Origin of the sequence: Streptomyces sp. VRA16 Mangrove soil, from assembly GCF_017377775.1 — a bacterium.
GTDB lineage: Bacteria > Actinomycetota > Actinomycetes > Streptomycetales > Streptomycetaceae > Streptomyces.
Genome location: NZ_JAFVLN010000023.1, coordinates 1 through 21,062 on the forward strand (window position 1 = coordinate 1; position 21,062 = coordinate 21,062).

The 21,062-nt window shown below is 71.8% G+C and carries 20 protein-coding genes; 4 read left to right on the top strand and 16 right to left on the bottom strand.

Going from position 1 to position 21,062, the window contains the following annotated elements; translation table 11 throughout:
* Positions 1 to 295: 295 nt before the first annotated feature.
* The 3 genes from J3486_RS38995 to J3486_RS39005 all read right to left on the bottom strand — a co-directional run bounded on the left by J3486_RS38995 (position 296) and on the right by J3486_RS39005 (position 2,527).
* A complete protein-coding gene (locus J3486_RS38995) occupies positions 296 to 1,024 on the bottom strand; it encodes an NAD(P)-binding domain-containing protein (RefSeq protein ID WP_307805125.1) in 729 nt (242 codons plus the stop codon).
* Between the two features lie 35 nt (positions 1,025 to 1,059).
* On the bottom strand, positions 1,060 to 2,088 hold the full coding sequence (locus J3486_RS39000; protein ID WP_207828723.1) for an LLM class flavin-dependent oxidoreductase: 1,029 nt from the start codon (positions 2,086 to 2,088) through the stop codon (positions 1,060 to 1,062).
* Between the two features lie 67 nt (positions 2,089 to 2,155).
* Positions 2,156 to 2,527 (bottom strand): DoxX family protein, encoded by a 372-nt coding sequence (locus J3486_RS39005; RefSeq protein ID WP_207828724.1) that lies wholly within the window; start codon positions 2,525 to 2,527, stop codon positions 2,156 to 2,158.
* A gap of 95 nt (positions 2,528 to 2,622) precedes the next feature.
* On the opposite strand from J3486_RS39005, the gene J3486_RS39010 reads away from it, so the two are divergent.
* Both J3486_RS39010 and J3486_RS39015 read left to right on the top strand, forming a co-directional pair.
* Positions 2,623 to 3,246, top strand: a complete 624-nt coding sequence (locus tag J3486_RS39010) for a TetR/AcrR family transcriptional regulator (protein WP_207828725.1) — start codon at positions 2,623 to 2,625, stop codon at positions 3,244 to 3,246.
* 92 nt (positions 3,247 to 3,338) lie between these two features.
* A complete protein-coding gene (locus tag J3486_RS39015; RefSeq protein WP_207828726.1) occupies positions 3,339 to 3,746 on the top strand; it encodes a CoA-binding protein in 408 nt (135 codons plus the stop codon).
* On the opposite strand, the gene J3486_RS39020 is transcribed toward J3486_RS39015, so the two are convergent.
* From J3486_RS39020 to J3486_RS39065, 10 genes are all read right to left on the bottom strand, one after another.
* Entirely contained in the window at positions 3,735 to 4,118 is a 384-nt protein-coding gene (locus tag J3486_RS39020) for a GNAT family N-acetyltransferase (RefSeq protein WP_207828727.1), read from the bottom strand. The two genes, J3486_RS39015 and J3486_RS39020, sit on opposite strands and share 12 nt — an antisense overlap.
* Positions 4,115 to 5,362: an amidohydrolase gene (locus J3486_RS39025; protein ID WP_207828729.1), complete on the bottom strand. Its 1,248-nt coding sequence runs from the start codon at positions 5,360 to 5,362 to the stop codon at positions 4,115 to 4,117. Before J3486_RS39025 ends, J3486_RS39020 begins: the two co-directional genes overlap by 4 nt.
* A gap of 31 nt (positions 5,363 to 5,393) precedes the next feature.
* On the bottom strand, positions 5,394 to 6,302 hold the full coding sequence (locus tag J3486_RS39030) for an NAD(P)-dependent oxidoreductase (RefSeq protein ID WP_207828730.1): 909 nt from the start codon (positions 6,300 to 6,302) through the stop codon (positions 5,394 to 5,396).
* Positions 6,303 to 6,321: 19 nt separating this feature from the next.
* Positions 6,322 to 6,831 (bottom strand): SRPBCC domain-containing protein, encoded by a 510-nt coding sequence (locus J3486_RS39035; RefSeq protein WP_207828867.1) that lies wholly within the window; start codon positions 6,829 to 6,831, stop codon positions 6,322 to 6,324.
* A gap of 305 nt (positions 6,832 to 7,136) precedes the next feature.
* The gene (locus tag J3486_RS39040) at positions 7,137 to 7,973 is read right to left on the bottom strand and encodes a trans-aconitate 2-methyltransferase (RefSeq protein ID WP_207828731.1); all 837 of its coding nucleotides are present in this window, start codon (positions 7,971 to 7,973) and stop codon (positions 7,137 to 7,139) included.
* A gap of 140 nt (positions 7,974 to 8,113) precedes the next feature.
* Positions 8,114 to 10,138: an RICIN domain-containing protein gene (locus tag J3486_RS39045; protein WP_207828732.1), complete on the bottom strand. Its 2,025-nt coding sequence runs from the start codon at positions 10,136 to 10,138 to the stop codon at positions 8,114 to 8,116.
* Positions 10,139 to 10,219: 81 nt separating this feature from the next.
* A complete protein-coding gene (locus tag J3486_RS39050) occupies positions 10,220 to 12,268 on the bottom strand; it encodes a beta-galactosidase (RefSeq protein WP_207828733.1) in 2,049 nt (682 codons plus the stop codon).
* A gap of 46 nt (positions 12,269 to 12,314) precedes the next feature.
* Positions 12,315 to 13,655, bottom strand: a complete 1,341-nt coding sequence (locus J3486_RS39055) for an ABC transporter substrate-binding protein (protein ID WP_207828734.1) — start codon at positions 13,653 to 13,655, stop codon at positions 12,315 to 12,317.
* Positions 13,656 to 13,744: 89 nt separating this feature from the next.
* The gene (locus J3486_RS39060) at positions 13,745 to 14,671 is read right to left on the bottom strand and encodes a carbohydrate ABC transporter permease (protein ID WP_207828735.1); all 927 of its coding nucleotides are present in this window, start codon (positions 14,669 to 14,671) and stop codon (positions 13,745 to 13,747) included.
* 5 nt (positions 14,672 to 14,676) lie between these two features.
* Positions 14,677 to 15,603, bottom strand: coding sequence for a carbohydrate ABC transporter permease (locus J3486_RS39065; protein WP_207828737.1), 927 nt, complete (start codon positions 15,601 to 15,603; stop codon positions 14,677 to 14,679).
* A gap of 247 nt (positions 15,604 to 15,850) precedes the next feature.
* Between J3486_RS39065 and J3486_RS39070 the strand changes: the two genes are divergently transcribed.
* Complete coding sequence (locus J3486_RS39070) at positions 15,851 to 16,840, top strand: LacI family DNA-binding transcriptional regulator (protein ID WP_207828862.1); 990 nt, start codon at positions 15,851 to 15,853, stop codon at positions 16,838 to 16,840.
* Between the two features lie 39 nt (positions 16,841 to 16,879).
* Here J3486_RS39070 and J3486_RS39075 read toward each other — a convergent pair whose 3' ends face one another.
* From J3486_RS39075 to J3486_RS39085, 3 genes are all read right to left on the bottom strand, one after another.
* Complete coding sequence (locus tag J3486_RS39075; protein ID WP_207828738.1) at positions 16,880 to 18,694, bottom strand: serine/threonine-protein kinase; 1,815 nt, start codon at positions 18,692 to 18,694, stop codon at positions 16,880 to 16,882.
* Between the two features lie 143 nt (positions 18,695 to 18,837).
* Entirely contained in the window at positions 18,838 to 19,395 is a 558-nt protein-coding gene (locus J3486_RS39080) for a YbaK/EbsC family protein (protein ID WP_207828739.1), read from the bottom strand.
* Positions 19,396 to 19,438: 43 nt separating this feature from the next.
* Positions 19,439 to 20,011, bottom strand: a complete 573-nt coding sequence (locus tag J3486_RS39085; RefSeq protein WP_207828740.1) for a helix-turn-helix domain-containing protein — start codon at positions 20,009 to 20,011, stop codon at positions 19,439 to 19,441.
* 156 nt (positions 20,012 to 20,167) lie between these two features.
* Between J3486_RS39085 and J3486_RS39090 the strand changes: the two genes are divergently transcribed.
* Positions 20,168 to 21,034 (top strand): DMT family transporter, encoded by an 867-nt coding sequence (locus J3486_RS39090; protein ID WP_207828741.1) that lies wholly within the window; start codon positions 20,168 to 20,170, stop codon positions 21,032 to 21,034.
* Positions 21,035 to 21,062 lie beyond the last annotated feature (28 nt).

Here is a 21,062-nt window from a genome sequence, read left to right on the forward strand (position 1 = left end):
CGTGGGCCCACAACCCGCCCCCCCCCCCCCCCCGGGGGGGGCCGCGCCGCGGAGAGCGAGGACACCGGGACAGTCACCCAGCTCGCCGACGACATGGTCTACGGCGGTGGCGGCGCCCAGGACGGGACGGGCTGCTGACGATCACCGGCTCGACCGGCAAGGCTTCACGGGCATGCCCGTCGTGGGCATCGACCCCGACAAGGAGAACGCGGGCGCCGGGTCCGGGCAGCAGCCCGGTGGCGGGCAGTCGCCGAGCGCCGGCGGCACCCCGCCGAGCCAGGGGTAGAAGCCGCCGTCACACCGTGTGCTCCCGCCGGCCCGGGAAGCGGTCGAGCATCGCCCGCAGTTCTTCGGCGCCGACGTCGGCGCCGAACGCCTCGGTGCCGGGCTGGAGCCGTACGCCGTCGGCCAGTCCTCCCGCGCCGACGGGGTCGAAGCCGAGCCGGTCGACGAGGTGCGCGACGGCGGCGAGCGCGGCCTCGTCGTCACCGGCGACGGCGATGGCCTTGCGTCCCGCGGTGCCCGCGGGCCGCGCCCCGTCCTCCAGGTGGTGGTACCCCATGTGGTTGAACGCCTTGACGACCCGCGCCCCGGTCAGGAACCGCTGCACGGTCGCGCTGGAGGAGACGGCGGGGTCGCTGAGATCGTCCCTGACGCCGTCCGTCTCCCACCAGTAGTTCATGGCGTCGATCACCGGCTTGCCGCGCAGCGCCTCCACGGGCAGCGTGCGGTACTTGCCGAGGGGCAGCGCGAGCACCACGGCGTCCGCGCCCGCCACCGCCTCGTCCACGGTGACCGCGACCGCCCCCGGCGTCAGCACGTCGACCGTGAGCGCGATCTTCGCCGGGTCCCCGGAACCGGCGATCAGCACCCGGTACCCGGCGCCGAGCGCGAGCCGCGCCAGCACCGTGCCGACCTTGCCGGCCCCCAGGATGCCGAGCGTCCGTATCTCACCGACGTCCGCGTCCGCGCCCGGGTCCACGTCCATGGCGCCGTCCACCTCCACGTCCACGTCCACGTCCACGTCCACCGTCTCCGTTCGTCCGTACGTTCCTGAGGTCAGCCCGCGAGGATGTCGCGGACCATCGGCACGACCTTCGTGCCGTACAGCTCGACGGCGCGCAGCCGGGCGCCGACCGGCATCGTGCCGGAGCCGTAGATCATGTCGAACCGGCCGACGCCGAGGCCCTCGACGGCGGCGGCCATCTTCCGGGCGACCGTCTCGGGCGAGCCGATGTAGAGGGAGCCGTGCTCGATCTCGCGCTCGTACTCCGCCTTGGTCACCGGCGGCCAGCCGCGCAGCGCGCCGATGCGGTCGCGCATCACCTTGTAGCGGGGCCAGTGCAGTTCACGGGCCTCCTGGTCGGTGTCGGCGACGAAGCCCGGCGAGTGCATGCCCACGGGGTGGGCGGTGGTGCCGAACTGCTCGGCCGCACGCTCGTACAGGTCGATGTACGGGGCGAAGCGGGTCGGGCTGCCGCCGATGATGGCGATCATCAGCGGGAGTCCGTACTTGGCCGTGCGCACCACCGACTGCGGGGTGCCGCCGACACCGACCCAAGTGGTCAGCCCGTGCTCCGTCTTGGGGAACACGTCGGCGTCGACGAGCGGCGCCCGCTTGGTACCGCTCCAGGTGACCGGCTTCTCCTCCAGGAGCTTCGCGAAGAGTTCGATCTTCTCCTCGAAGAGCACGTCGTAGTCGGCGAGGTCGTAACCGAACAGGGGGAAGGACTCGGTGAACGAGCCGCGCCCCAGGATCACTTCGGCCCGCCCGTTCGACAGGGCGTCCAGGGTCGCGAACCGCTGGAAGACGCGCACCGGGTCGTCGGAGCTCAGGACCGTCACACCGGATCCGAGCTTGATCCGCTCGGTGCGGGTGGCGATGCCCGCGAGCACCGTCTCCGGCGTCGAGATCGCGTACTCGGGGCGGTGGTGCTCGCCGAGGGCGAGGGCGTCGACACCGACCTGGTCGGCGAGGACGGCCTCGTCGACGACGTGCCGGATGGCCTGCGCGTACGAGACGGGACGGCCGGAGTCGTCCTCGGGCACGTCGCCGAACGTGTCCAGGCCGAAGAGGAGTTCAGACATGGGAGCGGCTCCTTCGTGAGCGGGGGGGGCGAGGAGAACGAGAGGGCGGGGTCGGGTCGGGTCGGGGTCACCAGGCGTAGGGCCCGAAGCGGCCCCAGGCGATGACCACGGCGACGACGAGCAGCACCGCGCCGGGCGTGATCTGCGACCACTCCTTGAGCCGGACGTGGGTGACGACCGCGCCGAGCATGATCAGCGCCGCGCCGGTCGCGGCGAGCGGTGTCAGGACGGTGGCGATGCCGGTGGCGGCCGGGAGGACGAGGCCAAGTCCGGCCAGCACCTCAAGGGCGGCGATGGCCTTGACCTGGCCCGCGCTGAAGCTCCGGGCCCACGGCATGGCCTCAGCGGTCTGTGCGTAGGGCTTGGCGAGCTTGCCGCCGCCGGCGGCGAACAGGGCGAGAGCCAGCAGTGTCTGGAGGATCCAGAGGAAGACGGTCACGGTTCGGTCCTGTCTCAGCGGTCGCGGTCGGCGTGTCGGGCACGAGCGTAAACGGACTTCACCCCGTTTAGTATTCCGGAGGTAGGTTGGGATCCATGGACCGCCCTTTCGTGCCGCTCGGCCGGCCCCGAGCCGAACGGGCCGACGCCGCCCGCAACCGCGAGCAGCTGCTGGCCACGGCCCGCGCGATGGTCGCCGAGACGGGCGTCGAGAAGGTCACGATGGACGGCCTGGCCGAGCGGGCCGGGCTGGGCAAGGGCACCGTCTACCGCCGCTTCGGCACGCGCGCGGGGATCTTCCACGCGCTCCTCGACGAGGACGAGCACGCCTTCCAGGAGCACGTCATGAGCGGCCCGCCGCCGCTGGGACCCGGCGCCGACCCCCTCGACCGGCTCATCGCGTACGGCCGTGCCCGCACCGCCTATCTGGCCGACCACCTGGAGCTGGTGCGCGCGTCCCTGGACCGCAACGGGCCGGCGCCCGCCGAAGGGGCGTCCACCCTGACCCGGCTGCACATCCGGATGCTCCTGGGGCTCGCCCGGCCCGGCGTCGCCGACCTGGACACCCTGGCCCTGCAGCTGACGGCCGCGCTGGAGGGCCCGGTGATGCTGTTCCTGTCGGCCCCGCGGCCGACGAGCCGGCCGGGCCCCCCGGCCGCGGACCGCCTCGGCGACAGCTGGGAGGCGTTGGTCGAGCGGATCTGCGGACGGTCGGCGTAGGGACCGCGGATCAAGCGCCCGCGGGAGGAATCCCCCGGCCCCGCCGCGCGTTGCGCAAGGCAGTGAAGTCGTCGACCCAGCAGGGAGCCAGCATGTACGCCGATCCGGGCATCATTCGGAAGATCCTGACGCAGGACGGCGACACCTGGGCCGTCGTCGGTCTTTCGTCGAACCGGTCCCGCGCCGCGTACCGGGTGGCGGAGGTGCTGCAGCGCTTCGGCAAGCGGATCGTCCCCGTCCACCCGAAGGCCGAGACGGTGCACGGGGAGCAGGGCTACCCGTCGCTCGACGCGATCCCGTTCCCGGTCGACGTGGTCGATGTCTTCGTCAACAGCGACCTCGCGGGCACCGTCGCCGACGAGGCCGCGGCGATCGGCGCCAAGGCCGTCTGGTTCCAGCTCGGCGTCGTCGACGAAGCCGCGTACGAGCGCACCCGCGCCGCCGGGCTCGACATGGTCATGGACCGGTGCCCGGCGATCGAGATCCCGTCACTGCGCTAGCCGCTCGCCCGGCCCTCGCCACTCGTGGCGCAGCAGGCCGTAGACCGGTTCGTCGACGCGGCGGCCGTGACCGCGGCCCCACTGGTCCTTCTCGCCGATGACGATGCCGATCCGGCAGCGCCGGTGTTCCCGCTCGATGAGGGCGAGGTGGAGGAAGCCGATGGGCTCCTCGCGGCCCGCGACGCCGATCGCGCGGTGGACGACGTCCTCGCTGGGGCGCATCCATCCGTCGAGCTTCTCCGCTATTTCGTCGCGGGTGTACGGAGAGGTGGCGTCGTCGCTGAGCCGCTGGATCTCGGCGTCGTTCTTCCACCGCAGCAGTGGTTCCAGGCTCGCCCGCGTGTGCGGGCGCAGCTCCGTCGGGTCCGTCACTTCGCCGCCTCCAGCCATGCGAGGGCCGCGGTGGTCAGGGCGGTGACGCCCGTGGTGATGGTCGGCTCCACGAGCGGCGCGAAGAACGGGGAGTGGTTGGAGGGGATGTCGCGTTCGGTGGTGCCCGCCTCGGCGGCCGCCGCCATCCGGTCGGGGTCGAGGCCCCCGAACATCCAGTAGCAGATGGGCACTTCGGCGGTCGTGGCGAAGAGGCCGACGTCCTCGCTGCCGGTCACCCGGCCCATGTCGAAGACCCGCTCCGCACCGAGGACCGCGCGCAGGGCCGTGACGGTGCGGTCGGTGGCCTCCGGGTCGTTGGTGAGGACGGGGAACCGGTCGAACTCGCGGATCTCCGGCTCCTGTTCGGCCCCGGACGCGGTGGCCTCCGCGCGCACGATGCGGTTGACGGCGGCGAGGACGCGGGCACGGGTCGCCTCGTCGTAGGTGCGGATGTTGACCTTGAGCTCGGCGCGGTCCGGGATGATGTTGGCCTGGGTGCCGGCCTGGAGCGCGCCGACGGTCAGGACGGCGGTCTCGCTGCCCGCGACCTCGCGCGCGACGACCGTCTGGAGCCGCAGCACGGTGGCCGCCGCCATCACCACCGGGTCGATCGCCGCCTCGGGCCGCGAGCCGTGGGCGCCCTTGCCGTGCAGGACCACGTCGAGGGAGTCGGCCGCGGCGAACGAGGGGCCCGCGTGCCAGCCGACCGTGCCCGCGGGCAGCGGTCCCACGTGCTGCCCGAGGACGATGTCGGGGCGCCCGAACCGGTCGAAGAAGTTGTCGTCGATCATGGCCTGGGCGCCCTGCGCGATCTCCTCGGCGGGCTGGAAGACGGCGACGATCCGCCCCGACCAGCGGGCGCGGGCGTCGGCGAGCAGGTGCAGCGTGCCGAGCAGGCAGGTGACGTGCATGTCGTGGCCGCAGGCGTGCATCACGCCGTCGACCGTGGAGGCGTAGTCGAGTCCGGTGCGTTCCTGGACCGGCAGCGCGTCGAAGTCGGCGCGCAGCAGCACGGTGGGGCCCGTGCCGTTGTCGAGGGTCGCCACGACGCCGGTGCGGCCCACCTCCTCGGTGACCTCGTAGCCGAGGGCGCGGGCGCGGCGGGCGGCCTCCGCCGCGGTCCGCGTCTCCTCGAAGGACAGCTCGGGGTGGGCGTGCAGATCGCGGTAGAGGTCCGCCAGTCCGGGCCGGATGCCGGGCAGACCGTCCAGGGCCTCGAGGGGTGCGGGCTGCTGCTCGGTCATCTGACCTCCTGGAACGGGCGGATCCTGAGCGTCATGCCTGTGCTTGATCATCCTCCCCGAACGACGCGAAGTACGCAGCGGCCATGTCCTCGTCGCCGTGGCCCTGTTCCTCGGCGCGGGCCAGGCGCGCGGCGCTCGCCTCGGCGACGTCGAGGCGGACGCCGTTGGCGCGCCCCGCCGCCACGATCAGCCGGGCGTCCTTGGCCGCCGTGGAGACCGCGAACTGGGCCGGGGAGAGCCGGCCCTCGCGCACCATGTCCGCCTTCATCCGCAGGTACGGCATGTCGAGGCCGCCACCGGCGATCGCGTCGAAGAAGGACTGCGGGTCCACGCCGAGCGCCTCGGACAGGGCGAGGACCTCGCCCGCGGCGCTGGTCGCGGCGAGCACCCAGCTGTTGGCGACGAGCTTGAGGCGGGTGGCGCTGCCCGCCGCGCCGTCCTGTCCGGTCCACACGGTGCGCGCGCCGACCGCGTCGAGGACGGGCGTCACCGCCGCCCGGTGCTCGCCCGGGCCCGCGGCGAGGATCAGGAGCTGTCCGGCCTCCGCGGGCTGGCGGGTGCCGAGCACCGGCGCGTCGAAGAGGACGAGACCGTGCTCGGCCGCGAACGCCGCCAGGTCGTCGAGCCCGTCCAGGCCCGCCGTCGTGGACTGGATCCAGGCGGCGCCGGGGCGCAGTCCCTCGGCCGCCCGCCGCATCACGTCGAGGGCGGCGGGACCGTCGTAGAGCATGGTCAGGACGACATCGGCGCCGGAGACGGCCTCGGCCGGGGTGTCGGTGACGTGCACGCCGTCGGCGGTCAGCGGTTCGGCCTTGGCGCGGCTGCGGTTCCAGGCACGGACGGTGTGCCCGGCCCGCGCGATGTTGCGGGCCATGGCGGCGCCCATGATGCCGGTGCCCAGCACGCTCACGGTCAGTTTCTCGGTCGGCTCGGTAGTCATGACAGCTACTCTCCCCCTTTCAGCGGCGCGCGGCATCGACGAGTCCGTCGAACCAGGCCCGGTGTCCGTTGAGCATCGGGGCGGGGCGCTCGTCGGCGAGGGCAGCGGCGGGCTTGCCGCACCGGGACTCCTGCGTGAGGACACGGGTACGGCCGCCGGGCAGATCCTCGACGAGCCATGCGTGCGGCACGTCGAGCGGCTCGTCCGGGCCGCCGCCCTGCCGCGCCGTCCACGAGAGCCGCCCGGGGACTCGCTCGCCCGGCTCCTGGAACTCGACGACGTGCGCGGCCGGTGGCGGGAAGCCGAAGGTGCCGAAGGAGAAGGCGGCGTCGTCGGCGAGGACCGGGCTGCCGCCCACCGGGAAGCCGATGTCGGCGTTGTCGTAGTGGCCCTCCCCCGTGGAGGTGTCGACGAGGAACCGCCACAGGCCGGCGGCGGTGCGGCCGCGCACGAGCCGGCCGGGCAGGTCGCGGGCCCGATCGACGCGCTGGCCGCGCTGGAGGGCCGCTCGGACCTGCTGTCGGGGCACACCGGGCCGGTGCGCCCGGCCGGTCCCTGCGAGCCGCTGTGCACGCGCGTGCTGCCGGCGCCGGCGCCGCTCGTGGCGGACGGGGTGCGGCGGCGCGTCACGCAAGGGCTGCCCGATCCGCCCCTGGACGGTCCGCGGGCGGGCCGGCACGACCTGCTGATCGCGACGCGCCGCCCGCGCGGCCGCGCCCTGAAGCCGCTGCCGCCGGGCCGGCGAGGAGTACGTGCTGGTCGCGGCGGCGTCCTGGACCGAGCGGCTGCCGGCCGGCGAGGGCTCCCCGTGTGCGGCGCTCCGGGAACGGCAGTTCAGCCCTCCTTGCGCCGGGCCACCCGCAGCTCCGTCAGATACCGCTTGGTGACCGAGCCGCCGTAGGAGCCGTCGATGAGCTGCCCGATCGCGTCGAGCAGGCCCGCGCGGGCGGCCGGGTCGAGGGCGCGCGTCCCGGAGAAGGTGCGCAGCAGGTCGAGGTACTCGGCCGTGGTGAAGGTGAGGTCGCGTGCGCAGCGGCGGAAGACGGGCGGCTCGAACCGATCGGCGCCGGGCAGCGCGGCGTTGCCCTGCTCGACGTTCCGGTTCGGGGCCTCCTGGCTGTCGTGCGGGATGTCGGCGGCGGGGGTGAGGCGCAGGCCGGGCGGGGTCGTCGGGTCGAAGCGTTCGTAGCAGCGCTGCACGTCGACGAAGAACTGCTCGGTGCCGCCCGCGACATGGTGCGTGGACACGGTGGCGAGAGCGCCGCCGGGGCGCAGGGCCCGCGCCGACTTGGCGACGCGCACGGCGGGGTCGATCCAGTGGAACGAGGTCGCGGCGAGGACCACGTCGAAGGGTTCGGGCGGCAGCGGCCACTCCTCGAACGCCCCGGTTTCTACGCTGACTTGAGGGTGTCCGGCGAGGTTGCGACGGGCGACGGCCGCCAGTTCGGGGCCGAGTTCGACGGCGGTGATCCGGCAGCCGCGCGCGGCCAGCGGCACCGTCGCCTTGCCGGTGCCACAGCCCAGTTCGAGGACCCGGCAGCCGGGGCCCGTGCCGGTGAGCTCGGCCAGATCGTCGTAGAGCCGCTCGGGGTACCCGGGCCTGGCCCGGTCGTAGACCTCGGCGTCTTCGGTGAAGGTGCGGCGCAGGCGTTCACGTTCGGTGTCGGTCACCCGGGCACGCTACGGCGCGCGCCCGGGTGCCGCACCGGGAAATCGCCGTCCGCCGTCCGGTTGCCATCTGTGACACACGGGACGGCACGAGGGGGCGGGGCCCGTCCGGGTCCCGCCCCCGCGCTGCGCCCACCGGGCCGTTACGACGTCACGTCCGTGACCTTCCACCGCTGGTTGGCGCCGGAGTTGGCCTGCCAGGTGGTGACGGCCGCGCCCTCGTTCGTGGCCTGGCCGCCGACTTCGAGGAGCTTGCCGGTGCCGACGTTGACGAGGGTCCAGGTGCCGTCGCCGGTCGACGACATGATCCACTGGGTGGCCGCGTCCCGCTCCCCGCTGTCCGTCTCGACGACGGGCACGTCCGCGCGGACCGCGAGCCGCTTGCCGTTCGCGGCGCTGGTGAAGACGTAACGCCTGCGGTTGTCGGCGCCCGTGTCGACGACCTGCTGGAGCCGCCACTGCTGGCCGGCGGCGCCGGTGCCCGCCTTGATGACGAGGGCGGTGCCGTCGTCGGCGACCGTGACGTCCTTGCCGCTCTGGACGCCGGTCAGCTCGTAGAGGCGGCCCTTGCGCAGGGTCGCCGCGTCCTTCGCGACACCGGACACACCCTTGATCAGGAACGTGGTCACCGACTGCGCGGGCACCGTGAAGGTGGCCTTCCCGCCGCGCACCGCGACGGCGGGCCGCGCGTCGAGCTTGCCGTCGGCACTGGTCACGACCGGGGTGACGGTGGCGTGCGGGCGGACGACGCCGAACTTCGACAGGTCGATCGTGACCGTGCGCACGTCCGTGGTGCTGTTGACGTGCACGACGGTGGCGCCGGTGCCGCCGCGGGTGACGGCCGCGGCGCTGTTGGTGTCGTCGACCTTGACCAGCCGGTCGCCGGGCCGGATGTAGTGCGTGAAGTTCCGGGCGGTGTCGAACTTGGTGTTCGTGTAGACCGGGCAGGTCTCCAGGGTGTCGTCGGCGGTGGCGCTGAAGGAGACCTGGACCTCGCCCCAGTTGCCGCCCTTGGCGGACTCGCCGCCGGGCTTCATGTTGTCCCAGTCCTCGACGGGCTGCCAGAACACCCAGGCGGTGGGCTCCAGTTCGCGCAGGTCGTCGACGATGTGCTGGGCGAGGCCGAGCCCGGGGCGCATGTCGGTGAAGGACTGGCCGTCGCCCCAGTCGCCCTCGACCTCGCTCATCCACAGCGGCTTGCCCTCGGCCTTGGCGAGGTCGCGCACGCTGGTGCGGCCGCCGGTGCCGTACGTGTGGACGTTCATCTGCCCGACGCGGGCCTTCACCTCGGCCGGGTAGCTGTTCCAGTTCGTGGCGAAGGTGCCCAAGTTGGTCTCGTCCATCGCGGAGACGACGGCGTTCGTCCCGGCCTTCTTCAGGGCGTCGGCCAGCGCGGGCACGATCTTCTGCTGGAGGCCGGGGCCGATGTGGCAGCCCTCCTGGCGGCCGCCGGTCGGCCGGCCGTCGGCGCCCAACTGGGTGCCCCAGTACGTGGTGTTGGGCTCGTTGCACGGGTCGACGGTCTTGACCCGGATGCCGTGGGCCTGCTCCAGGCGCTTGGTCGCCCCGGCCAGGTAGGCGGCGAACTCCTCGACGGAGGATTCCTTGAGGTTGTCCTTGGAGGAGTCGAAGCCGCCGGAGACATAGCCGCTGACCGTCATGAAGTACGGCGCGGAGTTGGAGAAGGTCTCCCAGTGGGTGATGTCCTTCTTGATCCGGTCCACCCACCAGCGCTGGGTGGCGTCGGCGTGCTCGTTCCAGTGGTCCTCGTTCGCCGGGTCCCACCAGTCGGTGTCCTCGCGGGTGGTGCCCTCGGGCGCCTGCCACCAGCCCTGGACGGCGCCGCCGGCCCTCAAGTAGTCCCGCACGTCGGGGGCGTTGCCGCCGCCGATGTTGTAGCGGGCGATGTTCAGGGCGAGCCCGTCACGGCCGAAGACGAGCTCGGCGATCCGCTCGCGGATCTCGTCCGGGTAGTGGCCGGTGGCGTTCGCGAACCAGACGAGGCTGGTGCCCCAGCCCTCGAACTTCTCGTGCTGGTACGAGGGATCGGGTGTGACGGTGACCGACCCGGCGGCCGCGGCCGCCGGGCGGACGAGGGACAGCTGCGTCCCCGCGGCCATGGCGGTGGCGGCGGCGCCGAGGAAACCTCTGCGGGTGAGGCGTGCCAACGTGTGCTCCCAACTGATGGGTGTGGCTGGTGAGTTGGTACAGCTGAGGGAGGTGGCGGGGGTGGCAGGGGCCGGACGAGATCAGACGAGAGGGGTGCGCACGACCGCGACCTCGCGCGGCGGCAGCACGATCCCGGCGTCGGTGGCCGCGGGACCGACGAGCACGTCACCGGTCACGCCCGGCAGGGTCACCGACTCCTCGCTCCGGTTGACGAGGAACACGTACCGGTGGTCCGCGTCGCGCCGTACGACGTGCTCCACCGATCCCCGTGCCTGCTCGGGGAGTTCGCTGCTCACCCCGGCGCGTTCGAGCAGGGCGGGGAGCAGTGCGGCGAGCCCGTCCGCGCCCAGGCGCGTGGAGACGTACGCGGCCGAGCCCTGCCCTGCCGTACGGCGGGTGACCGCCGGGCGGGAGGCGTAGGCACCGGTGCGGTAGCGGGCGACGACCTCGACGTCCGGCCCGTCGACGCTGATCCGGTCGGTCCACAGGGAGCCGGTGGTGGCGTTGTCGAGGCCGACGGTGACGCCGTCGAGGAGCGGCCCGAACTCCTCGATGCGGATGCCGAGCAGCTCGCGCAGGGCGCCCGGGTAGCCGCCGAGGTGGATGTGGTCGTTCTCGTCGACGATCGCGGAGAAGTACGTGGTGACAAGGTGGCCGCCGCCCTCGACGTAGCGGGTGAGCTCCTTGGCGAGGGGCTGCGGCACCACGTGCAGCACGGGCGCGACGACGACGTCGTAGCCGGACAGCTCGGTGCCGCGGGCGGGCACGATGTCGGCGCGGACGCCGAGCCCCAGCAGCGCCGAGTACCAGTCGAGGGCCTCGCGGTGGTAGTCGAGGCGCGACGTGGGGTGCGAGTCCTGCTCGCTGGCCCACCAGGAGTCCCAGTCGAACAGGATCGCCACGCGGGCGGGTTCACGCTCGCTGCCCGCGATCGGGGCGAGCCGCTCCAGGGTGTGCCCGAGGGCGACGACGGAGCGGAACAGCTCGCTGTCCTCGCCGGCGTGCGGCACCATCGCGGAGTGGTACTTCTCGGCGCCCGCCCGGGACTGCCGCCACTGGAAGAAGCAGACGGCGTCGGCGCCGTGCGCCACGTGCAGCAGCGAGTCGCACGCCAACTCCCCTGGCTGCTTGGGCAGGTTGACGGGCTGCCAGTTCACGGCGCTCGTCGAGTGCTCCATGAGGAACCACGGGCGGTGGCCCGAGATGCCGCTGGTCAGGTTGGCGGCGAAGGACAGCTCGTCGCGGTCCTGCGGGCCGGGGATGACGTAGTGGTCGTTGGCGACGAAGTCCACCTCGCCCGCCCAGTCCGCGTAGTCCATGCCCTTGGTGCCGCCCATGACCATGAAGTTGGTGGTGACGGGCACGTCGGGAGTGAGCTCGCGCAGCAGCTCGCGCTCGGCGACCAGGTGCTCCTTGAGCACGTCGGACGAGAACCGCTTGAAGTCGAGCTGCTGGGTCGGGTTGGGGTGCGAGGCCGCGAGGCGCGGCGGCAGGATCTGCTCCCAGTCGCTGTAGCGCTGCGACCAGAAGGCCGTCCCCCAGGCGTCGTTGAGGGCGTCGAGGGTGGTGTAGCGGCGGCGCAGCCAGGTACGGAACGCGCGGGCGGCGTCGTCGGAGTAGTCGTAGACGTTGTGGCAGCCCAGCTCGTTGTTGACGTGCCAGGCCACCAGGGCCGGGTGCTGGGCGTAGCGCGTCGCCACCTCCCGTACGAGACGCAGCGCGTGCTCGCGGAAGACGGGCGAGGTCGGCCGCCAGTGCTGGCGGGCGCCGGGCCACAGGGTCTCGCCGGTCGCGGTGACCGGGAGGATCTCGGGGTGCGCGGCGGTCAGCCACGGCGGCGGCGACGCGGTGGCGGTGGCCAGGTCGACGCCGACGCCGTTCGCGTGCAGCAAATCCATGATCTCGTCGAGCCAGGCGAAGTCCCAGGTGTCGGCGGTGGGCTGGAGCCTGGCCCAGGAGAAGATCGCCAGGGAGACGACGTTCACCCCGGCCTCGCGCATCAGCCGGACGTCCTCCTCCCACACCTCCCGCGGCCACTGCTCGGGGTTGTAGTCGGCGCCGTAGCCGAGGCGACGGGTGCCGTCCGAGCCCTTCGCGTACGGGAATCGGGAGGTGAAGGGGGCGGTCATGCAGGTCCTTCCAGTGATGCGGTGCTGAACTGACGTACCGGTTGCGCTACTTGACGGTGAAGCCCTGGTCCTTGCCGTACTTCACCGACGCGTCCTGCCACGCCTTCAGGCCGGCGGAGAGCTTGGTGCCGGAGACGTAGGCCTTGCCGACGGTGTCGTTGAAGATCGAGTTCGCGTAGACCTGGTAGGGCAGGTACGACCAGCCGGCCTTCACGTCCTGCGCGGACTTCGCGAAGATCTTGTTGGCCTGCTGGCCGCCGAAGTAGTCGAACGTGGTGTTCTGGAACTCCTGCGAGTTCAGGTCCTTCACGGTCGCCGGGAAGGCACCCTTGTCGATGCGGGTCCGCACCCCGTCACCGGCGGCGATGTACTGCGTGAAGGCGTAGGCGAGCGCCTTGTTCTTGTGCTTGCCGAGGTCGGGCACGGCCAGCGAGCTGCCGCCGTTCTCGGCGCTGGCGTTCTCGCCCTTCGCCCACTGCGGCAGATCGGCCACGCGCCAGTCGCCGGAGGCCTGCTTCACGCCGGTGACGAAGTTGTTCGGCATCCACGCGCCGGTGGGCAGGGTGGCGATGGTGCCGTCACCGAGGCCCTTGTACCAGTCGTCGGTCCAGCCGGTGACCGGGGCGACGAGCTTCTCGTCGATGAGCTTCTGCCACACCTCGGTGTACTTCTTGGCGCCCGCGTCGTCGAAGTTGATGCCGACGTTGGTGCCGTCGACGGTGTACGGGTGTGAACCGGCCTGCCAGAGCAGGCTGGTGGTCAGACCGGCGTCGCCGACGTCGCTGGTGATGTACATCTTCGGGTTGGCCTTGTGCAGCTTGCGCGCGGCCTGAAGGTACTCGTCCCAGGTCGTCGGGACGGAGATCTTGTACTTGTCGAAGACCTTCTTGTTGTAGAAGAGCGCCATCGGGCCCGAGTCCATCGGCAGACCCCAGACGCTGTCACCGTCGGACACCGAGTTCCACGGACCGGTCGTGTAGTCGGACTTCAGCTTGCCCGCGCCGTAGGAGCCCAGGTCGGTGAGGCCCTTGGTCAGGGCGTACTGGCCGATGGCGTAGTACTCGACCTGCGCGACGTCCGGGACGCCCTTCTTCGCCGAGATGGCGTTCGACAGGGCCTTGTACTGGTCGTTGCCGGTGCCGGCGTTGACGACCTCGACCTTGACCTTCGGGTACTTCTTCTGGAACTCGGCGGCGACGTCCTTCACGGTGGAGTCCCACGCCCACACGGTGATCGTGCCCCCCTTCTTCAGGGCGGCCTGGACGTCGGAGGCGCTCACCTTCTTGTCGCCGGAGTCGTCGTCGGAGCCGCCGCAGGCGGTCGCTCCGAGGGCGAGGGCGCAGACGAGACCTACGCCGCGCAGCAGGCGGCGGGAGTGCTTGGGCATGGCGGATGCTTCCACTTCGTCGTGGTTCTACAGAGGGTTCTCACGCAGGGGGGCTCTCGCCCCGGAGGGGTACAACTGCGGTGCTGCGCCTACTCCTTGACGCTTCCGGCGGAGAGGCCGGACTGCCAGTACTTCTGGAGCAGCAGGAAGGCCGCGATCAGCGGGATGATGGTGAGCAGCGAACCGGTGAGGACCAGGTTCGTGACCACGTCACCGTCGGACGTCTGCGCCTGCTTGTTCCAGGAGTCGAGGCCGAGGGTGAGCGGATACCAGTCCGGGTTCTTCAGCATGATCAGCGGCAGGAAGTAGTTGTTCCAGGTCGCGACCGTCGTGAAGAGCAGCACGGTGACGGTGCCGGGGGCGAGCAGCGGCAGGGCGACCTGGAAGAAGGTGCGCACCTCGCCGGCGCCGTCGATCCGGGCGGCCTCCATCAGTTCGGCGGGGATCGCCTCACTGGCGAAGACCCACATCAGATACAGACCGAAGGGCGAGATCAGCGACGGGATGATCACGGCCCACGGGGTGTCCGTCAGACCGACCTTGCTGAACAGCAGGAACGTGGGGACGGCGAGGGCCGTCGCGGGGACCGCGACCGCGCCGATGACGACGGCGAAGACGGCCTTCTTGCCGGGGAAGTCGAACTTGGCGAGCGCGTAGCCGCCGAGGACCGCGAGGAACGTGGCGCCGCCGGCGCCCACGACCACGTACATCAGGGTGTTGAGCAGCCAGCGGACGAAGACGCCGTCGTGATACGTGAAGGTGGCGCTGATGTTGGACCACAGGTCGAAGTCACCGTCGAACCAGAGGCCGAAGGAGCGGGCCAGGCCCTCCTGCGACTTGGTGGCGCTGATCAGCAGCCACACCAGCGGCAGCAGACTGTATACGAGCACGACGCCGGTGAGCACCGTCAGCAGGACGCTGCGCCGGGGCCGGCCGGGTATGTGGCGCCGGGGTGCGCGCAGGCGCGGGGCGGCGGACTTCAGCGGCGTCTGCCGCACGGGGGTGCTGGTGGACATCGCGCTCACGCTCCCTTGCGCATGCCGCGCAGCTGGACGACGTACGCCACGATCATCGTGATCACGCCCATGACGATGGCGACCGTCGCGGAGTAGTTCTGCTGCTGGCCGGAGAAGGACAGCGAGTACGTGTAGTAGTTCGGGGTGAAGTCGGTGGTGATGGCGTTCGGCGCGAGCTTCTGGAGGATCGCGGGCTCGTTGAAGAGCTGGAAGCTGCCGATGATCGAGAAGATCGTGGCGATGACGAGCGCGCCGCGGATCGCCGGGAGCTTGATCGCCGTGATGACCCTCAGCTGGCCGGCGCCGTCGATCTCGGCCGCCTCGTAGAGGGAGTGCGGCACGACGCGCAGCGCGGCGTAGAAGATCAGCATGTTGTAGCCGACGAACTCCCAGGTCACGATGTTGCCGATGGAGGCGAGGACCAGGTCGGGCGAGAGCAGGTCGGGCAGCTTCGCACCGAACGCGGAGTTGATGTCGCCGACCAGGCCGTAGCGGGTGCCGTACATGAAGCCCCACATCAGGGTGGCGACGACGGCGGGCACCGCGTACGGCAGGAAGACGGTGATCCGGAAGAAGTCCTTGCCGTAGAGCCGGCCGCTGTCGATGGCGAGCGCGACCAGCAGGGCGATGCCGAGCATGATCGGCACCTGGATCAGCAGGAAGAGTCCGACGCGGGTGACACCTTCCCAGAACTGGCCGTCCTGGAGGGCCTGTTGGTAGTTGTCCAGGCCCACGAAGTGCGTGCCGCCGATGAGCTGGGTACGGAACAGGCTCAGGTAGACGGAGTACGCGAGCGGCGCCAGGAACACCAGCGCGAAGACGATCGCGAAGGGGCCGATGAACCCCCAGCCCTTCCAGGAACGGCGCGTTTTGCGCGCCGCCTGCCCGGCCGGGCTCCGGCCTGTGGCGGCCGACGGTTGAAGCGTCGTCATCGTGCGTCCCTCGCTCTGCGTGCCTCGTGCTGCGTCCTCGCGGGCGGTCCGGATGTTTGCGTAAACATTTCTGCGAGCGAGCGGCCGCTGAGCTGTTATGTTTACGTAAACATCCGGTGGCGGCATGTCTACACTGCCTGCGGAGGACGGTCAAGAGTCGGCCGGTGAACGGACACACACACGACGGATGAGGCACAGCGTGACAACAGCAGCGCAGGGCGGCGGGCGGCGCTCCCGCGGCGCCTCCATGGCGGACGTCGCCCGGGTCGCGGGGGTGTCCTCGCAGACGGTCTCCCGCGTCTCGAACGGCTTCTCCGGCGTGAACGAGGAGACCCGCGAGCGAGTCCTGGCCGCCATGAAGGAGCTGGACTACCGGCCCAACAGCGCGGCGCGCGCCCTCAAGCGCGGCCAGTTCCACACCATCGGCGTCATCACCTTCACGCTGTCGACGACGGGCAACGTCCGCACGCTGGAAGGCATCGCGACGTCGGCGGCCCAGGAGGGGTACGCGGTCACACTGCTGCCGGTGGCGGTGCCGACGCAGGACGAGGTGCGCGGTGCGTTCTCCCGGCTGGGCGAGCTCGCGGTGGACGCGGTGATCGTCATCATGGAGGTGCACCTCCTGGACTCCGGCCGGCTGACGCTGCCGCCACATGTGCAGGTGGTGGTCGTGGACTCGGACGCGGGCGACCGGTTCGCGGTCGTCGACACGGACCAGGCGGGCGGCACGCGCGACGCCGTGCGCCATCTGCTGGACCTCGGCCACAAGACGGTCTGGCATCTGGCGGGCCCCTCCGACTCGTTCGCCGCCCAGCGCCGAACGGACGCCTGGCGCACGGCACTTGAGGAGGCGGGCCGCCCGGTGCCGCCGCCCGCCCTGGGCGACTGGTCGGCGGAGTCGGGCTACCGCGCGGGCCTGGAACTGGCCGAACACCCGGACTGCACCGCGGTGTTCGCGGCCAACGACCAGATGGCGCTCGGCCTGCTACGCGCCCTGAACGAGCGCGGCCGCAAGGTTCCTGACGAGGTGTCAGTGATCGGCTTCGACGACATCCCGGATTCGGGCTCGTTCCTGCCCCCGCTGACCACGGTCCACCAGGACTTCGCCGAGGTCGGCCGACTGTGCGTGGCGAGCGCGCTGCGCCAGGTGCGGCAGGGCGAGGCGGAGCGGGGGACGTCGTTGGTGCCTACGCGGTTGGTGGTACGGGAGAGCACGGGGCCCGCGCCGGTTCGCTGAAGTGCCACGTCGGCGAGCCGCCGCCCGCGTGGGCGGGGGTCAGCCCGCGGAGGCGGCGCACGCGGTGCTCAGCGCGTCCAGGTCGCCCTGCATCGCGTCCGTCGGGGTGTTGTCGTCCGACACGCTCTCGTAGGCGTCGGCGTTCGCGCGTGCGTCGGCGGCCAGGGCGCGGACCGCCGAGGCCACGTCCGGGTCGCTCGCATGCTGTTCGGCCGTGTCGAGGGCGCCGGCCATGTCGCGGAACCGGTCGGCGAACACGCTCACGTTGCCGGTGGTCATCGGGCTCGGCATCAGGTCCATCTGGGTCTGGATCGCGTCGATCGCCTCGCCGCAGGCGGGGTCGCGGGTGGCCTCGGTCGTGACGTCCGCCTCCGGCGCGCCGATGTCCGGGTCGTCGGTGAACGGGGCGTAGGTGGGTGTGCCGATGGCCGACGCCCCGGTGCTCGACTGCGCGTCGTTCTGCTTCTGCTCATGCTGGACGAGCAGGGCCACGACGATGGCGACGCCGACGAGGCAGAGGAAGAAACAGCCCAGGCCCGTCGAACTCGTGGAGGCGGGTTGCTTGGTCGCCCGCTTGCCCTCCGCCGCGTAGACGTCCTGGACGGTGATACGGCCGCCCTGGCCGGTTCCCGTGACCAGGGCGAGATCGACACCCTTGTCGGCCGCTCTGGCGCGAGCGGCGTCGGTGGCCTCGCATGCCGTGGACACGGCGGCCTTGGTCGCAGCGGAGGACGCGGATGGCTTGGACGCGGATGGCTTGGACGCGGATGGCTTGGACGGTGCGGCTTTGGTCGTGGCGGAGGACGCGGATGCCTTGGACGCGTCGGCTTTGGTCGTGGCGGCGGCCTCGGCGCTTCGGGCCTTGCCGGTGGCCTTGGGGGTCTTCGCCGTGTCGGAGGTCTTGGGGGTCTTCGCCGTGTCAGAGGTCTTGGGGGTCTTCGCCTCGTCGGAGGTCTTGGGCGGCTTGGCCGGGGTCTTCTTCGCCGGGCGGGGTGTCGGCACCGTCGCCGGCTCGGTGATCGTCCTGGTGCTGGGCGGCGGCGCGTCGAGGAGGCGCAGCGCCTCCTCGACCGTGGGGCGCCGGTCCGGGTCCTTCTCCAGCAAACCGGTGATCAACGGTGCGAGCCGGCCGGCGTGTTCGGGTTCCGGTGCCGGTTCGGTGAGCAGGGCGGTGAGGGTCGCCGTGGGGTGGGCCCTGCGGAACGGTGAGACGCCCTCGACCGCCTGATAGAGCGTCGCCCCGAGCGAGAACAGGTCCCCCGCGGGCCGGTCCTCACCGCCGCCCGCGCGCTCGGGTGCGACGTACTCCAGGGAGCCGATGAGCATCCCGGTGCTGGTCAGCGAGGTGTCCGTGGAGTGCACGGCGATACCGAAGTCGGTGAGCAGGAAGTCGCCGCCGTCGGCCACCATCACGTTCGCCGGTTTGACGTCGCGGTGCACGATCCCCGCGGTGTGCGCGGCGGCGAGGGCCTTGAGCAGACAGCGCGCGGCGCGCGTGGCCTCCTGAGCCGGTAACGGGCCCCGGTCGGCGAGGTGCCGCTCCAGCGAGTGCCCCTCGACGAGGCGCATCACCATCCAGGGCCGGTCGTCCTCGGTGACCATGTCGTGCACGGCGACGATGTACGGTTCGTCGCGCAGGGCCGCCGCGTTGCGCGCCTCGCGGCGGGCCCGGGCCAGCCGGTCGGCGTGCTCCTCGGGGGACGTGGCGGGCGGCAGGTAGACCTCCTTGACCGCGACGCCCACCTTCAGTTCGAGGTCACGGGCCTTCCACACGATGCCGAAGCCCCCGCGGGCCAGCACCTCGTCGAGCCTGAACCGTCCCCCGACCACCGTGCCCGGCTGCGTCTCGCGCACCGCATCCCACCCGCCCGTCCCGCATCGCCCCGTGTTGGCAAGTGCCGCTTCCCAAGGGGGAATTGTAGGTTCGCTGCCGCCTCGGGAGACCTCGCGCTCCGTATATCTCCACAACTGAGGGGCGTACCGGCCGGGGGGCAGGGTCAGGCGACGCCGAGTCCTTCGACGACCACGGCACCCGGCAGCTCGGCGAGCGCCTTGCCCGGGACGATCAGCTTGCCGCGGCGGGTACCGCTGCCGATGAGGACGTGCGGGAGGTCGACCACGGCCGCGTCGAGCAGGACGGGCCAGTCGGCGGGCAGGCCGATCGGCGTGATGCCGCCGTACTCCATGCCGGTCTCGCCGATGGCGGTGTCGTGGTCGGCGAACCGGGCCTTGCGGAAGCCGAGTTGACGGCGCGCGGCGCCGTTGACGTCGACCTTGGCGCCGGAGAGGACGACGCACGCCACGAGCGTGGACTCGCCGCCGCGCTTGCCGACGAGCACCACACAGTTCGCCGACTGCGCCAGCAGCTCGGGCCCGTAGCGCTCGACGAACGTCGCGGTGTCGGCCCACTGCGGGTCGGTGTCGACGTGGATCAGGTCCTGCGCGGGCACCGTGCCGCGCCAGTGGCGCACGGCGTCGGCGACGGGACGGGTGAGCAGGTCGAGGGCTTCGGGGGCCGGGCGGACGTGGTCGAAATCTCCGATGGGTGCACGCATGTCGGCACGCTAACAGCCGTCCCGGGCGAGGGAATCAGCCGTCTCAGCGTTCGAACGGCACCGAGACGGCCATGACCATCCGGGTCGGCACGGAGCCGTCATTGCGGTACTCGTGCGCGGTGTTCGCCTCGAAGGTGACGCTCGCCCCCTCGGGCACCAGGTGCACGGCGCCGTCCACGACCAGGGTCAGCTCGCCCTCCGTGACGTGGACCAGCTCGATGGTGCCGTCGGGGTGCGGGTCGGAGGCACTGCCGTCACCGGGCTGCAGCAGCCAGTCCCACATCTCCAGGGGGCCCGGCGCCTCGGTCCCCGCGAGCAGCCGGTGGTAACTGCCGGCCTCCGTGGACCACAGCCGCACCGCCTGCTCGGCGGGCACGATGCGGACCTTGGGCCCCTGCTCGTAGTCGAGCAGCGTGGTGATGCTGACGCCGAGCGCGTCGCCGATCTTGACGACGGTGCCGATGCTCGGGTTGGTGCGGGCCTGCTCGATCTGGATGAGCATGCCGCGACTGACGCCGGCGCGGGCGGCGAGCGCATCCAGGGTGAAGCCGCGCTCCGCACGCCAGTGCTTGACGTTGCGGGCGAGCGACTGGGTCAGCAGTTCGAGGTCCGACACATTCCGTCCCACGGGTAGGGCGATCTCAGGCAGAGCGAACTCGACCAGATCTCAGATAGAGCAATATTTTGCATGCGGCAGTTCAGTTCAATGAACTACGGTGTGGTGCACTTCAGCGTTCATCAGTGTTCACCGAACTGTACTGCGAGGCTCGCCATGACAGCACTCTTCGCCCTGGCCACCAGCCTGCTCATCGGCCTGGCCGACTTCGGCGGCGGGCTGCTGACCCGGCGCACCCCGGCCCTCACGGTGGTGGTCGTCTCCCAGGCCATCGCGGCGGCCGTCCTCGGCGTCGTCGTCGCGGCGACGGGCGCCTGGCACGACGCCGAGCCGCGGCTGTGGCTCGCCGTCGCCGCGGGCCTGGTCGGGCCGCTCGCCATGCTCGCCTTCTACAAGGCGCTCGCCCTCGGCCCGATGGGCGTGGTCTCGCCTCTCAGCACGATCGGTGTCGCGGTGCCGGTGGGGGTGGGCCTCGCGGTGGGCGAGCGTCCGGGGCTCATCCAGGTGGCGGGCATCCTCGTCGCCGTCGTGGGGATCCTGCTCGCCGGCGGACCGCGGTTCGGCGGCGCGCCGGTGCAGCGGCGGACCGTGCTGCTCACGCTCGGCGCGGCCTTCGGGTTCGGTGCGGTGATGGCCCTGATCGCGGAGGCGTCCAGCACCCTGCCCGGACTCTTCCTCGCCCTGTTCGTGCAACGGGTGACGAACGTGGTGGCGGGCGGGGCCGCGCTGGTCGCCGGAGCGCGGCGCGGCGCCCGGGTGCTGCCCGAGGCGGGCGGTCTGCGGCTGCTGCGTGCGTCACTGCCCGGCCTCGCCTTCGTGGGCCTCGCCGATGTGGCCGCCAACGGGACGTACTCGCTCGCCGTGCAGCACGGGCCGGTAACGGTGGCCGCGGTGCTCGCCTATCTCTACCCGGTGATCACGGCGCTGGCCGCGCGCGGGGTGCTGCGGGAGCGGTTGCGCGGGGTGCAGGCGGCGGGGGCGGGTCTCGCGCTGGTCGGCACGGTGTTGCTGGCCGCCGGGTGAGGTGAGGGGCGCGGGGAAGACCCCGGCC

Coding starts and splice junctions, on each gene's coding strand:
- J3486_RS39000 (WP_207828723.1), bottom strand. CDS start 2,088: ATGTCTGAACTCCTCTTCGGCCTGGACACGTTCGGCGACGTGCCCGAG.
- J3486_RS39010 (WP_207828725.1), top strand. CDS start 2,623: ATGGACCGCCCTTTCGTGCCGCTCGGCCGGCCCCGAGCCGAACGGGCC.
- J3486_RS39015 (WP_207828726.1), top strand. CDS start 3,339: ATGTACGCCGATCCGGGCATCATTCGGAAGATCCTGACGCAGGACGGC.
- J3486_RS39025 (WP_207828729.1), bottom strand. CDS start 5,362: ATGACCGAGCAGCAGCCCGCACCCCTCGAGGCCCTGGACGGTCTGCCC.
- J3486_RS39030 (WP_207828730.1), bottom strand. CDS start 6,302: ATGACTACCGAGCCGACCGAGAAACTGACCGTGAGCGTGCTGGGCACC.
- J3486_RS39050 (WP_207828733.1), bottom strand. CDS start 12,268: ATGACCGCCCCCTTCACCTCCCGATTCCCGTACGCGAAGGGCTCGGAC.
- J3486_RS39055 (WP_207828734.1), bottom strand. CDS start 13,655: ATGCCCAAGCACTCCCGCCGCCTGCTGCGCGGCGTAGGTCTCGTCTGC.
- J3486_RS39060 (WP_207828735.1), bottom strand. CDS start 14,671: ATGTCCACCAGCACCCCCGTGCGGCAGACGCCGCTGAAGTCCGCCGCC.
- J3486_RS39065 (WP_207828737.1), bottom strand. CDS start 15,603: ATGACGACGCTTCAACCGTCGGCCGCCACAGGCCGGAGCCCGGCCGGG.
- J3486_RS39070 (WP_207828862.1), top strand. CDS start 15,851: ATGGCGGACGTCGCCCGGGTCGCGGGGGTGTCCTCGCAGACGGTCTCC.
- J3486_RS39080 (WP_207828739.1), bottom strand. CDS start 19,395: ATGCGTGCACCCATCGGAGATTTCGACCACGTCCGCCCGGCCCCCGAA.
- J3486_RS39090 (WP_207828741.1), top strand. CDS start 20,168: ATGACAGCACTCTTCGCCCTGGCCACCAGCCTGCTCATCGGCCTGGCC.